Genomic DNA, 14264 nt, shown 5'->3' on the forward strand with positions numbered 1-14264 from the left:
GGTGACCTGAATGACAATGTTTAGCACAGCATCGGCAGAGTAAAACCCTCTAGCACTAATGAAAACATATCCCTTCTCCAAGACTATCACTTTCATTAGCGTTTTGACCCTAAGTTCGATCTGTAGTGCAAAAGAAATCCCTTACTTGCCTCCCGAATCGGGCGAATGGGAAACCATAGATCCTGCAGAAGCTGGATGGAATAAAGCAAAGCTCAACCAATTGGTAAAAGCCATTGGAGAGCAAAAGTCCTCAGGCCTGCTCATACTTCAGAATGGAAAAATCCTGGTTGAGAAATACTATCCATCGGAGATGTACGATACAGATGGGGGAAAATTCTCCAGACGCCTTCACGGTAAAGCGGCATACGGGAGCACCATTGAAGATGTAGCATCAGCCCAAAAATCGATTGCAGTACTCATCGTGGGTATTGCCCAAGAAAAAGGACTACTAACACTAGAGGACCCGTTACATAAACACCTGGGCGTGGGCTGGTCACGTGCCACTCAAGCACAAGAATCCAAGATAACTGTCCGTCATTTGATTTCCATGAGCTCTGGCCTAAAGGACGATCTCACCTTTGAAGCTCCAGCAGGAACTCGTTGGCGCTACAATACAACCGCCTATTCGCATTGTATGCACGTGGCGTCAGCTGCATCCGGAATGAAAGCCAAAGAAATGGTAAAAGCATGGCTGTTCGATCCACTGAGCATGACTGACTCCGAATGGATCTTTCGCGAGGGCCAGGAACACGCTAATATTAAGAATAGCAATATTTTCGGATTGGCCACGACCACCCGAGACCTGGCTCGTGTAGGCATGATGGTATTGAACAACGGTATTTGGGATGGAAAAAACATCATAGCAGACAAACAATTCCTACACGATACCACACACCCATCTCAGAAAATGAATCCATCCTATGGATACCTCTGGTGGCTCAACGGACAATCCATCGTAAATGGAGGTGCCGGCCTCAAGCCACGAAAGGGACCACTCATCAAAGAAGCCCCTGCAGATCTATTTGCCGCCCAAGGTGCCCTGCAAAGAAAACTCTATGTCGTCCCCTCCATGAACCTCGTTGTCACTCGCCTCGGCACCAACCCCCCAGTGGCGACTTCAATAACCAATTCTGGAAACGCTTGATGGCTGCCGCGCCGAAATAAACCATCCTCGTCCTCCTACTTAATCTCATACTTTTCTTTTCCTCAATCCATGTCCCAGTCCCCTTTCCGCTCCATCCGCCAAAAACTCTTCAACGAAGGTAAACTCATCCGCTATCTGGGTTACGCCATCGGTGAAATCGCCCTCATCATCATCGGTATCATGCTTGCGCTTGAGCTGAACAACTGGAATGAAGACCGGAAGGCTCAGGTAGAGTTTGAGGTTTATGCGGATCAGCTGGAAGCGGATGTTCGGACAGCAATCGTGAATGTAGAAAAGTCCAAAGCTACGATGGAGGCTTTCCGAGCAAGAGTAAGCTACATCCCAATATCTCTTGAGCAGACCGAATCTAATGAGGACGAATGACCTGCAGCCAAAGCCGTCTTCCATTTTAGATTGGAATCCTGAATAAACGCCAAGGGTGGAGTTCCATCTTTGCCTACCCCACTGCCATTAGGACCACGAAACTGGGACCAATCTGCGGCCTGACTTTGGTACACGAAAAAGAGACTCAACAACAAGAAGGCGAATATACGCATAGGAGAACGGGTCGGATATTAACAGAGAAGATTAGAGGCCAGAATCGGAAGCATTACAGTGAAGCTCCCAATCCAAAGCAATCATTGGATTCAGATAATACGAATAGCATCAGTACTACATGCGCTGTTTCTGGCTCGGCGGTGTCAGGAAAAGAAACAGGCGATTGTATAAATTCCACGGTGTCACCACAGTGGCTACAATTTAGAGCATATTAGCGGTTAGAAATAAACGTCGTTGCCAGCCTCTCCGTTACCTCCGTTATCTCCTGTTTAAAATCAATTCTTCAACAGAACACAGGCAGCGGAGAATCAGCTTTTTTGCCCCCCTATTTTTGCCCTTAAAAGAACTCAAGTCTCGGTCAACGGTGTATCCACCGTGGCTACATTTTTGCGCGAATAAGCGTCAATTAGCGGTTTAATGAAACACGTCGTTGCTAGAACTTCCCTTCCTAACCATTAGGCGGAAGTAGCTTGGTCGATCCATACACAGGCAAGATGCCTGTGCTACTCTGCTGCTTCCTCGTCTTCGGCTTCGTCCTGGGCGTCGAGGCGTTTCTTCATTTCCTCGAATTCCTGCTGCATTTTTTCGTTTGATTCCTGGATTTTGAGAAAATCTTCACGGAGAGACTTGATGTTAGCGTCTTGCTTATCGCTGCTCTTGAGCGAGGTGAGCGCTTTTTGCACGGCTTTGCGTTTATCACTGCCAGGCTTGCCTCCCTGGACGGCTTCCAGGGCTGCAATGGCTTTGGGATCATTTAAAATCGCTAAGGCATTCACTGCCCCAATCATAATGCGGTCCTTGGGATTGCTCAGGTGGTTCACAATAAAGGAGCGAACGTCTTCTTTATTATCTTCCTCAGATGCCAGAGTCGCAAGAGTAGCCAATCCGCCACCAAATTCGCGGCTCTCATATTTGTCCCCATCGCTTTGAAGACGAGCCATGATGGGCTCGATATAAGCAGGATCTCTTTGCTTCTGCATCGCACGCATGGCAGCGACCGACCGGTATTGAAACAGCGAGTCCGTTCCTAGCTCCCGGAGCAAAGCACTCTCGACCTCATCAGAGTAATAAGGTGCCAGGCCACCGATCGCAGAGCTGGCAATCAAGGCATTGGGTTCGTTGGCCAATAAAGCGGTTAATTGAGATGGCACACTCTCGTGAAAATAGGCTCCCAGAGCTTCCACCACCGCATCACGAGCTCGTGCATCTTCCTGATCTAAAGAAGCCAATAAAGTTTCCCGCGCTTCTGCCGTTCCGATTTCTTTAAGCGCATCGGCCGCGACCGTGCGGACTCCCCAGAAGGAGTCTCCATTTAAGACCTCATCAATCGCTTCGATGACCTTCTTGTCCGCATTCTTCTGCAGAGACTCGATGGCTACCACACGGCCCATCATGTCGTCCTCGTTCTCCAACTGAGCAAGCAACATCGGGCGGGGTGTTTTCACGTCCAGCCTGACCAGGAGTTCGAAGTCGGGATCGACGCGAATGATCTCCGGTTTCTTGGAGAGCGGCACATAGAAGTCTTCTTTGGTTTGAGAAACCTGAAGCGTCTCGGTCTTAACCGTATTTCCGGAAATGAAACGGACCTTCAAAGGCACAGAAAATGTAAGCACCGAATCCGATAGCTTCTGTTTCTGCTCCACACTGATCTTGGCCAGCTTGGTCTTCGCGTCCCAGTTGTAGCCCACTGACAGATTTGGCTGTTGGGCGTGAAAGACATATTGATCGAAAAATTGATCCCAGTCACGGCCGGACAACTCTTCAATGATCCCCATCAAGTCCTCAGTGCGGGCTACGTCGAAGGAAAAACGATCGAGATAAGTTTTCACTACCTTGCGATAAAGCTCATCACCCAATTGGCTACGCAGCATGTGGAGAATCCAACTGCCTTTGGGATAGGCCCGGTAATCAAACTGCTCTACCGCATCTTCGTATTCTTTGTAGACCATGGGTTTGATATCATTCTTCTGACGGAGCACCGAGCTGGCATTACCTCGCATCTCCCACAAGAAGCGATCACGGCCGTATTCGTGCTCATGATACAAAGCATCATAGTAGGTAGCAAACCCTTCATTGAGCCAGATATGGCTCCAGTCCTTACAAGTAATCAAATCACCAAACCATTGGTGTGCCAGCTCGTGAGCGACTAAACCTTCAGCGGAACGGATCTTGCGCGTTTCTGCATCCTGAATCGCACGCGTAGTCATCGTGGATTGGCTAACATTCTCCATGCCTCCCCAGTTGAAATCTTCGACCACGACCTGATCGTATTTGTCCCACGGGTACTCAACTCCGATGTAGTCTTCGAAAAACTTCATCATCCTCTTCGTTCCATCAAAATAGATCTCGGCGTGCTGGATACGTCCCGGCGGCGTCCAAAAGGCCATGGGTATATCGCGGTAGGTATCCTCGATCTTTTCAAAGTAACCGGCACAGAGCGTGATGAGGTAATTGACGTGCGGTTGATTCTGTTTCCAATGCCACGCGACCAGACCTGTTCTGGAGTTTTTTTCCTCGGATACTTTTACACCACTGGAGAGTGCCACCATGCCTTCAGGCACGTGGGCGATGACTTCGGAAGTGAATTGCTCATTGGGATAATCGTAACAGGGGAACCAGTGACGATGCTCGTGCATCTCACCCTGTGTCCAGATATGATCTTCGCCCTCTTTGTACCCCATCTCCTCGGTACGGAAGTAGAGCCCAATTTCTGGCTCTGCCGAATAGCTCACTTCCACATAACTTTCCTTTCCAGCTGGAATAGGTTTCTTAAACGTGATGATTAACTTCTCACCGGTGTTTTGATGATCCTCAATCGAGGCGCTGGATTTGACGGAATCGATATAAAGGTCCACCGCATCGAGACTCAGTTCTTCCAACGGCTTAGCAATGGGAGAAAAGTTGATCCGTACCGTTCCACTCACCGTGCGCTCGTCGAAGTGAGGAGTCACATTCAATTTCAAATGCAGGACATCGATTTCTCTGCTGGGAGCGTAGTGACGAATCGTGCTGATATCGCCATGTTCATGTGAATCCAATCGGCAATAATGCCCTTGGGATACATAGGCCTGAACGGCGGATGTGGAACTGAGTAAAGACGCGAAGGCCAACAAGGGGAGAATTAGCTTGTTCATAGGAAAGAACTCAAAGGGGTAGAAACGGTGAGTGCAATGGTGGAGATGGGACTAGCAGTGATCCCTACTTCGCCAAAGCTTCGAAGGGCACGCAGTGGTCGCTACTTCGCCAAGGCTTCGCAGGGCAAGCAGTAATCAGTGAGCAGTGAGCAGATGCGTACAACAACGTGAGGAGAGAACTACTACCGAGAAAGGGCACCCCGCCAAAGACGCAGTTTACCTTATCGCTGTTCTGGGAAACTGATTACAGATCACTGCTTGCCGATTACTGAAAATCCGGGAAGTAAGAGGACGAGGAGAAGTAGGAGGACGAACGGTTATCCGTAAAGCTCCGACAAGTCCCCGGTGCTGTCGTTGAAGCCTCTATCGGTTACATCCATGCGGTTGAGCATGGTGAAGAGGAGGTTCGACATGGGTTTGTCTTTATCGTCATCGCCTTCGTTGAAGATGTGATACTGATCGTGTTTGAAGCCCATATTGGATCCGCCCGCAAAAACGAGTGGGTAATTGTGATTGTTGTGGGTGCGGCTGTTGGACGTGCCCATGAGAACCATGGTGTTGTCCAACATGCAGCCTTCTCCTTCTGGTGTATGAGCCATCTTGCCAAGGAATCGGGCCAGACCATCGATCAGGCATTTATTCCACTCACCTTGACGCGGGAATCCACCGGGTTTACCAGCTCCGTGAGCCAGCTCGTGTTGAGAGCCTAGACCGAGGGCTTTTGAAAATTGATTGGAGACGTTGCCGTTCATAGCACTCAGCATGTAAGTAGCAATCCGGGTCGAGTCGGTCTGGAAAGCCAGATACATGAGATCGTACATCGTATCGATATATTCGATCGGTGCATCGGTAGAAACATCTAGATCCACACTCCCCTCTTGGACTTTGGGCTTGGGAATATCCAACCATTCCTGGCTACGAGCCACACGCTGCTCAATATCGCGGACGGAGGTTAAATACTCGTCGTATTTTTCCCGGTCTTGTTTACCCAATTTCTTTCTCAGGCTCTGAGACTGATCCATGACCTGATCGAGCATGCTGGCTTCGGTTCCCAAGCGTCGGCGATTTTCTTCAACCGTGTCCGTTCCGTCTCCAAAAAGGCGATCAAAAATCTGCTGAGGTTTATCCAGCCCTGGAATCGGCTGACCGGACTGAGAAAACGATAAGGTCTTGGAACGAGTGGGCATTCCGATACCTCCATCACTGGAAAGCACTAGAGAAGAAAAGCGAGTCAGGTCTCCATGCTTCTCAGCCGCCAGCTGATCCATGGAAACCGTGTTTTTGAAATTCGCTCCACCAAAGCTGGCGCCGGTCAAAAAGATGTCTCCGGTATCGTGTCCACCGATATCGCGACCCGCTGGGTGAGATAGACCACCAATAACAGAAATGTGTTCGCGAAGCGGGTTTAACGCTTCCATCACCTTGGTGCAGCGGAAACTGTCTCCTTCGATCACTGGAAACCAACCCCAATCGCGATCTTCGTGATCGTTAGCCGGAACACTCGCTCCATAAGGAAAGAAAATAGTGCACAAGCGTTTTGGTAGGGTGCTCTTTGCGGTCGATGCCAAAGCGCTTCCACGCATGCAATCGAGAAAGGGTAAACTCATGGCCACACCCGTTGCACTACGCAGGAAGGTACGGCGATTCATATGCCAGGATTTGGGTTTCATGTCTTTTATTAGCTATTGTTTCTAAAAATTGAGATGTGATGAGTAGCAAGGCGCAAACGACAGTCTTGTGAGGGAGCGTAGATTCCTACGTGACCAAACAAGATGTCGTTTGGAACGCAGCTAATCGCGCATGTCGCTTTTAACCTTCGAATGGACTCTCGAGAACAGCCAAGTATTGCTAACGAACTAACCTTATTTCTAGAAAGATTCATACGATCCAATTTCTAAATTTAAATATTCTGTCCATTCGACGGTGATTGAGACAATAGAGGTTAGCGGGTAAGAAACAACTTGGACGTTACTATCGAATCGATCAAGTCGTCCAGCCGATAGTCATCCTTTTTAAAGTCTTTTGTCAGGTGATCAATTTGCTCGCGATCCGTAAATTCAAGCGACCTGCCGAGGGCGTAGGTGGTTAATTTCCGCACGAGAGCCTCTGCAAATTGGTCTTCTTTCTCAGATAAAAGATAGGCCTTTAAAGCTTCAGGACCTTGAATTTCATGTCCGTCCGGCATCACATCCGAGGCTTCAACGGCAGCTAACTCTTTCTTGTCACGCGTTTGCCCCTTCTTCTCAGCCACCAAGCGAATGGCTTCTGAACGGAAGAGCCCCACAGCATCAAAATTCTCCAGCGGGATACCCCAGGGATCAATGTTTTTATGGCAATCACCGCAGGCAGGATCTAAACGGTGAATCTCCAATTGCTCCTTCAATGTCATCTGAGCGAATCCCGGAGTCTCAGGATCCAGCGATGGCACATTGGCTGGCGGTGGAGAAGGAGGATCATCGAGTAAACGTTCCAAGATCCACACCGCTCGATCAATCGGATGCGAATCCTCACCGGTGGAATTGCCGACCAACATACTCGCCTGAGTAATTAAACCACCGCGACGATGCTCGGGAAGCAAAGGTACCCGAATCATAGCATTCCCCGTAACGCCCTCGATGCCATAGTGGTTAGCCAGGATCTCGTTGAGCATGGTAAAGTCAGAATCAAGGAAGTTAAGTGCCGAGAGATCATTGTAGAGAATCTCGGAAAAGAAGGCCTGCGATTCTTTCCGCATAGCTGGCACCACTCGCTCATTGAAGTCGGGGTAAAACTGCGGATTCACCGCCACCCGTTCCAAGGCCTGCAGATCCAACCATTGATCGGTAAACTGCTCAATGAAGCGTTTGGCCTGAGGAGCTCCTAACATGCGCTGTACCTGCTTCCTCAATACCGAGGCACGAAGGATCTTTTTATTTTTGGCCAACGATAGAAGCTCATCGTCAGGCATCGAACTCCACAAGAAATAAGAAAGACGTGAAGCTACTTCATAACCATCCAACTTCCTACTCCCCTCTCCTTCCTCAAGAGGCTCGACCAGATAAATAAACTGAGGCGAGATGAGCACCATGGACAATGCCTGTCGCATAGCGTCAATGAAAATTGGATACACAGGACGCACTTCTTTGTAGAAAGACAGAATGTCGTTCACTTCACCTTTGGTTGGAGGTCGACGATAGGCCCGGGTCATAAAACGCTTCAGCACTTCCTTCGCGTAGGCGGTTTCGTTCTTTGGAACCTCGAGCCCTTTATACAAAATGTCGGTGTGATGCTTGGGTGGCCAACTATCAAATTCGTTCACGACCAAACTGACGGACTCAACGACCAACCAGGGTTGTTCAGGATCAGGATCGTTCAATTCTCGATACTGCTCATTGATACGCAGGCGAAAGATGTCCATGGCTTCACCGCCATCGTCGTAGATGTTATGCACATTCACCAGGAAGCCTGGAAAGTTGGGAGTCACGCTCAGCATGGGATAATGTTCGAGCCGGCCATGGAACGTGTAGAGTCCTGGTTCCTCGGCTGTATCCCAGATGTCGATGTCCTCCCCGACTGAACCACCTGTCACATAAGTGTCCGGCCGCAGACCTACCCGGACACGCATCCTCGGAGGACCTTTCCCCTCAGGAATCACCGCGTGGGCCTTTACCTTAACCGTCACAGGTCCTGTGGTCGGGTAATCCATCATGCGCAGCCAGAAGCTGTTACCCGGCTGAATGTTGCTGGTATTAACTACCGGATCAGGTCGATCGGCACGGCGGGGCGCATTGGTCGTAGTGAAAGCTTCGTAACGTTTGGGTTGCTCGCCATCGACCAGGGCAACACTCAGACCATATTGGGCGGCCTTGAGGTAATACTCCAGTTGCATCGACGACATGCCCATAACGGAACCGTTATTTTGAAAGCCATCGTGACTGGCGGTTTCCGGCGGGAGGTTGGTCGCGTAATCCAACTCTACCCCGAGCAGGTCGGACATGGTGTTGTTGTATTCATAACGTGTCATTCTACGAAGCACACCGAGCCCATTGGTAGAACGACGAATCTCGGAAGCTTCGGTCATTTCTTCCGTAATCCAGTCAACTAGCGTTCGACGTTCCTCATCACTCGGTTGAGCCTCATCCTCAGGCGGCATATCTCCGAGGTGGAGCAGATCCAGAATATCGTGCCAGGTTTCCCGATCGCGACCGCCTACAAAATCCAGGTCCAGGTTATCCACCCGCACATCGTTCTTCTGTTTGTCCGGTCCGTGGCAATCCACACAGTACTTGGTCAATAAAGGAGCCACTTCCTTTTCATAGGTAATCGTACGTGCCTCCAACAATGCAACTGCAGTAAGGGAAATAAGACAACTTAGGGATATAACTTTCATCAGTCGGGTAGACTTTGGGTAAATACCCCTTCACTTCTCTACGTTTCAGCGCTTGGGTCAATGAAGAATACCCAGAATTGGCGGGATTGGAAAACAAATGATTTTTCCACCTCAGAGGTTCAGGCATTCGTAAATGGCACCCTCGAGGGAAATGCAAATAACCCGCACTTCTTTCATTCTCTGGTTTTCAGGCAGGTCTTTTTCTGATTCTTTTAAGATCAATTCTTTCCATACATATCGTCATGAACCATTGGGTACGTCATTCTCTCACAACGCTGTTGTTAATTCTATCTGCATCGGCGTATGCGCAAAAAGCCCAGCATCCGCTGGACCCACTTCGCTGGGAGGAGTATTGGACCGTATCAAAATCGCTCCATGAAGCGGGACACTATGACAAAGATACCATCCTATCCTCGATCAATTTGCTGGAACCGAAAAAGGACGTTGTATTGAAGTGGAAACCTGGCAAATCGATTCCTCGATCAGCCATGGTCATCGTACGCAAAGAGGAGAAAACCTATAGAGCCATTGTTGATCTTAATAAGGCAGCCGTTACCGAATGGACTTTATTGGAACGTATCCAACCCATGTGGAATGGGTCGGACTACGGTTCGATGGAGGATAAACTGATGGAACACCCAGAAGTTGTTGCCGCCCTGGAAAGACGGGGATACAGCGACTTAACTTTCATCAGCTCGTCGACCCTGCCCTTGGGGCCCATGGGCATTAAGGAGGAGGAAGGTCGCCGTATTGGTCACGCTGTGTTTTTTGAATATCGCGGGGAACGTACTGGCTGGCATCGTGAGATCGATGGTCTGGTCGCAGTGGTTGATTTAAATTCTGAAGAGATACTTCGCGTGGATGACGAGGGAGCGGTACCGACACCCGATATATCCATGGATTATGACCGAGGCAGCATCGGTAAGGCCAGGGAAGTTCCGGGGCCAATCTTTATTCAGCAACCGCTTGGGCCTGGATTTAAAATCGATGGTCACATTATCGAATGGCAGAACTGGAGATTTCACGTAAGGCCCGATGTACGCCTGGGTATGATCCTATCCGATGTCACTTACCAAGACGGGGATGATATGCGAAAGGTCATGTATCAGGGGAGTTTGTCCGAGATCTTTGTTCCTTACATGGATCCCGCGATAGGATGGTATAACAAGAACTATATCGACTCCGGCGAATACACAGACTCGGGGCTCGTAAAGCCTATGATTGCCGATGTCGACTGCCCGCCTCACACCCATTACATGGACGCCACATTTGCGGACAATCAGGGACGTCCCCAGTTACACAACCGGATGATTGGTATCTTCGAACGCGAACCGGGAGATCCTTCCTGGCGACATTATAAAGGCCCTGAAGAAGGGGGTCCGGTTGGACGAGTCAAAAGAGACTTGGTTGTCCGAACTGCAGCGGTGTTGGCAAACTACGACTATATCTTTGATTGGGTCTTCCAGCAGGATGGTTCAATCGTTGTAAAGGTGGGGGCTACTGGGATGGTAGCTGTTAAGCAAGTGGCTGAGAAGACAGTTCATGAATCGATCAATGGAGATCCCGATGCCTACGGTCGCATAATTGATGAACGGGTGGTTGGGGTGAATCACGATCATTACTTTAATTTCCGGCTCGATCTGGACGTGGACGGTACGGACAACAGCCTTTCCGTTGACAAACTGAGAATCCAACGCCTGCCGGATGATCATTCTCGACGCAGTGTGTGGACCGCTCAATCCCACATCGCCCAAACGGAATCGCAAGCCAAGATGAATATCAATCTGGAGAAGCCAGCCATGTGGCGCTTCATGAGTGCCACACGCGAAAACAAGGTGGGACACCCTACCAGTTATCGCATCAAACCGGGTATGACCGGTGCAGCTTTGATTAGTGAAGACGATTCCCCCCGGAAACGAGCAGGCTTTATCAATCATCATTTGTGGGTAACACCCTATGAACAGGACGAATTGTACGCCGCAGGTGAGTTCCCTACCCTGAGCACTCCAGGGATGGGCCTTTCTATGTGGACTATGGACGACCGTGCGATAGCCAACACCGATATTGTGGCCTGGTATACCGTTGGCATGCATCATGTCGTCCGCTCCGAAGATTGGCCGGTCATGCCGGTTGCCTGGCACTCGTTTGAGATTCGTCCGTTTGACTTTTTTGATAAAAATCCGGCGCTGGACCTGCCGAAGTAAGGAGTAGTAATTACCGTATAGGTTATTAGAAATTTTGTAGGACTAGTTGATAGCAACTCAGCCTCGATGAGATCCGGAAACGAATAAAAAGGCATCGATGCAAGCATCGAGCCCTACGTATTAAATGGGATTCTACTGAGATTGCCCTGCAACGAGCGATCGCGGCGTTACCGATGAGCAAAGCGAAGACACATCTACAAGCCAAGCGCAGTTTCGACGTAAGAGTTGCAAAGCTGTTGATTGGCGTTCCCAGGTATTTGCTGGTTGATCTGTCTTCACGCTCTTTCCACACTGGGGCCAATGAATTCTATTCGATCTACCCTATTGTTCCTTTGTTTTCTATTTGTTGCATCCTGGTCCCAGGCTGAAGCGCCCAATATCATCCTAATGATGGGTGATGATCACGGCTGGGATGAGGTAGCTTATAATGGGCATCCACATTTGAAAACTCCGGTTCTGGATGAAATGGCAGCAACGGGGCTACGTCTGGATCGGTTTTACTCAGGACACCCTTCCTGTTCACCGACACGTGGCAGTTTCTTAACCGGGCGTCATCCGAATCGTTATGGTACCTTTAGCCCAAACTGGTCGATGAGACCGGAGGAGATCACCATTGGCCATCTCATGAAACAAGCCGGGTATCGGACCGGACATTTTGGGAAGTGGCACGTGGGACCAGTAAAGAAAGCGTCCCCCACGAGTCCCGGAGCGATGGGATTCGATGAGTGGTTGTCGCACGACAATTTTTTCGAACTGGATCCAGTCTTGGTTCGCAACGGTGGAAAGCCTAAGAAGTATCCGGGAGAAAGCTCGGAGATCGTGATCGATGAAACCATTCGCTTCATCGGGGATGCGCAAAAGAAGAAACAACCATTCATGGCCGTGGTATGGTTTGGTTCTCCACATGAACCCTACATGGGGCTTCCAGAGGACCTGGCATTGTATGATGACCTACCGCAAAAATACGCGAAAAAGAAGGTCAAACTAACCAGCGTCGAAACGGGCCAATCGTCGACTCAGATTTTACGCGATGTGCTGCAAGTGCGTTATGCCGAGATAACAGCCATGGACCGGGCTATTGGCAAACTTCGGGATCACCTCGAGAATGAAGGTCTACGCGACAACACCATCGTATTTTATTGCGGCGACAATGGTGTACCTTCAAGCGGCAATGGTGCAACCAATCCTTTCCGAGCACTCAAGGGCTCGGTCTATGAAGGTGGCGTCCGCGTACCCGGCGTACTCGAGTGGCCGGCCATGATATCCCAACCTCGTAGTTCTGATCTGAATACCGTTACCAGTGACCTACTCCCTACCCTGGCAGAGCTAGTTGGCCAACCCTTACCCGATCGACCTATAGATGGCGTAAGCCTAACTCCGCTGCTAAGCGGCGAAATGAAGGAACGCCCGTCACCAATCATGTTTTGGAATTTCGACACAGGCCCGGAAGAGGCCAACAGCGACAAACCCTACATTGATCCCAAGCTCCAGGAAGGCACTACCCCACTCATAAAAATGATGGCCGGCAAATACACGCGCACCTTCCGTAACTATCATCATTCAGAAATAAAGGACACCGATTACAATGGATCCCGCACTCTCCTTCATGAGCGCTACAAACTGGTGATCGATGGAGAGAAGGACAATGGAGTTGAACTCTTCGATGTAGTCAGAGATCCCTATGAGACTACCAATCTGGCAGAAGAATTACCGGCCATCACCGCTAGCTTACAGGATCAAATGAAGAACTGGCAGGACTCGGTAATCAACAGCCTGACAGCGGCTGACTATTAAGGAGAAGGAGGAAGCGAGAAGAACTCACTAATGGGATGGTTAATTCACACTATCCGGATCTTCGCTATCGATCACTTCAACCTCGCCTATCTTCACATTCGCTTCTTCATTAAAGCGTTTTGTGATGAGGCCCTTCATGTTTTGGCCGTAATAATCGCCTGCTACTTCATTCATCTGCCCAATGGCTGCGGTAAATGACTGTCCTAACGCTCGCATGCTGTACCGTGTTCTCCATAGCATAACCGTCTCACCTTCCTTAAGCTTCTGATAATCATAGGCCATGAGGATAATGAAATAGCGTTCCTCATCGATCATGCGTTTTAGCTGCTCTTCCTCGTAGCGACTTCCAATCAAATCAAAAGCTTCTTCCATCCCAAGTAGTTGAGATTTGTAGTAAGCGTTTCCTTCATTGGCCTCAGAAATAGAAAGCGAGGCGTTGTAGTTAAACTCCAACTCGGAGGAGATATTACTGGGATTATCAAATGCGATGCTTTTGTCAGGTGTGAGGCCACCCATATCATCGAGTGAAGTGTAACCGTGCAGGTCCTGCAGGGAATCCTCAGCTGGTCGCGTTCTTCCCCAGTGAACAACGATAAGCAGATCCGTATTCTCAGGGTCAGGGTCCGGGATAAAATTGTTTTTGCCCAGGTTTAGAGCGACGTCCTGGACGATATCATTAAAGGAAAGATCTTCCATCGATGGATCTGATACTGACCCTGGGTGATAATTACCCTTCAAAAACCTATAAGTCAGGATTTTCTTATCCGGATCTCTAGCACGCTCTTTGGTGAACTCATCCCAGGCTTCAGCTCGAACAGAGACGCGATTGACGGCCAACAAACCGGTGGTGGCGAGGCATAGGAACAGGAAATAAGTGAAGGCAGTTCTTATATTAAGGGACATGATAATAAAAATAACGGAGGTTTGTAAAAGAGGGTTACATACAAGAGAGACAACACCAAGGACTTCAGGATCCCTCCACAATTTTCAAAAGGAATCTAAACAAAACTGGCCTATTCTCAAGCTCTGATTGAATCACATCCCACGGCCATTCATATACA

General features: G+C 49.4%; 8 protein-coding genes. 4 read left to right on the forward strand and 4 right to left on the reverse strand.

From position 1 onward, the window contains the following. The first annotated feature begins 58 nt into the window (after positions 1-58). On the forward strand, positions 59-1144 hold the full coding sequence (locus tag GA003_12055) for a beta-lactamase family protein (GenBank protein ID QXD26769.1): 1086 nt from the start codon (positions 59-61) through the stop codon (positions 1142-1144). Between the two features lie 69 nt (positions 1145-1213). After that, positions 1214-1528: a hypothetical protein gene (locus tag GA003_12060; GenBank protein ID QXD26770.1), complete on the forward strand. Its 315-nt coding sequence runs from the start codon at positions 1214-1216 to the stop codon at positions 1526-1528. Positions 1529-2205: 677 nt separating this feature from the next. On the opposite strand, the gene GA003_12065 is transcribed toward GA003_12060, so the two are convergent. The 3 genes from GA003_12065 to GA003_12075 all read right to left on the reverse strand — a co-directional run bounded on the left by GA003_12065 (position 2206) and on the right by GA003_12075 (position 9205). Next, positions 2206-4836: a HEAT repeat domain-containing protein gene (locus GA003_12065; protein ID QXD26771.1), complete on the reverse strand. Its 2631-nt coding sequence runs from the start codon at positions 4834-4836 to the stop codon at positions 2206-2208. 317 nt (positions 4837-5153) lie between these two features. Beyond that, positions 5154-6506: a DUF1552 domain-containing protein gene (locus GA003_12070; protein ID QXD26772.1), complete on the reverse strand. Its 1353-nt coding sequence runs from the start codon at positions 6504-6506 to the stop codon at positions 5154-5156. A 272-nt stretch (positions 6507-6778) separates the two neighbouring features. Further along, positions 6779-9205: a DUF1592 domain-containing protein gene (locus GA003_12075; GenBank protein QXD26773.1), complete on the reverse strand. Its 2427-nt coding sequence runs from the start codon at positions 9203-9205 to the stop codon at positions 6779-6781. Positions 9206-9447: 242 nt separating this feature from the next. Between GA003_12075 and GA003_12080 the strand changes: the two genes are divergently transcribed. Both GA003_12080 and GA003_12085 read left to right on the forward strand, forming a co-directional pair. Continuing rightward, positions 9448-11409: a hypothetical protein gene (locus GA003_12080; protein ID QXD26774.1), complete on the forward strand. Its 1962-nt coding sequence runs from the start codon at positions 9448-9450 to the stop codon at positions 11407-11409. A gap of 300 nt (positions 11410-11709) precedes the next feature. Then, positions 11710-13203 (forward strand): sulfatase-like hydrolase/transferase, encoded by a 1494-nt coding sequence (locus GA003_12085; GenBank protein ID QXD26775.1) that lies wholly within the window; start codon positions 11710-11712, stop codon positions 13201-13203. A 39-nt stretch (positions 13204-13242) separates the two neighbouring features. Here the strand turns inward: GA003_12085 and GA003_12090 are convergent, their stop codons facing one another. After that, the gene (locus GA003_12090; protein QXD26776.1) at positions 13243-14106 is read right to left on the reverse strand and encodes a hypothetical protein; all 864 of its coding nucleotides are present in this window, start codon (positions 14104-14106) and stop codon (positions 13243-13245) included. Positions 14107-14264: the final 158 nt, after the last annotated feature.

The organism is Opitutia bacterium ISCC 52, assembly GCA_014529675.2.
In the GTDB taxonomy this organism is placed as follows: Bacteria; Verrucomicrobiota; Verrucomicrobiia; order Opitutales; family UBA2995; genus UBA2995.

Coding starts and splice junctions, on each gene's coding strand:
- GA003_12055 (QXD26769.1), top strand. CDS start 59: ATGAAAACATATCCCTTCTCCAAGACTATCACTTTCATTAGCGTTTTG.
- GA003_12060 (QXD26770.1), top strand. CDS start 1,214: ATGTCCCAGTCCCCTTTCCGCTCCATCCGCCAAAAACTCTTCAACGAA.
- GA003_12065 (QXD26771.1), bottom strand. CDS start 4,836: ATGAACAAGCTAATTCTCCCCTTGTTGGCCTTCGCGTCTTTACTCAGT.
- GA003_12070 (QXD26772.1), bottom strand. CDS start 6,506: ATGAAACCCAAATCCTGGCATATGAATCGCCGTACCTTCCTGCGTAGT.
- GA003_12075 (QXD26773.1), bottom strand. CDS start 9,205: ATGAAAGTTATATCCCTAAGTTGTCTTATTTCCCTTACTGCAGTTGCA.
- GA003_12080 (QXD26774.1), top strand. CDS start 9,448: ATGAACCATTGGGTACGTCATTCTCTCACAACGCTGTTGTTAATTCTA.
- GA003_12085 (QXD26775.1), top strand. CDS start 11,710: ATGAATTCTATTCGATCTACCCTATTGTTCCTTTGTTTTCTATTTGTT.
- GA003_12090 (QXD26776.1), bottom strand. CDS start 14,106: ATGTCCCTTAATATAAGAACTGCCTTCACTTATTTCCTGTTCCTATGC.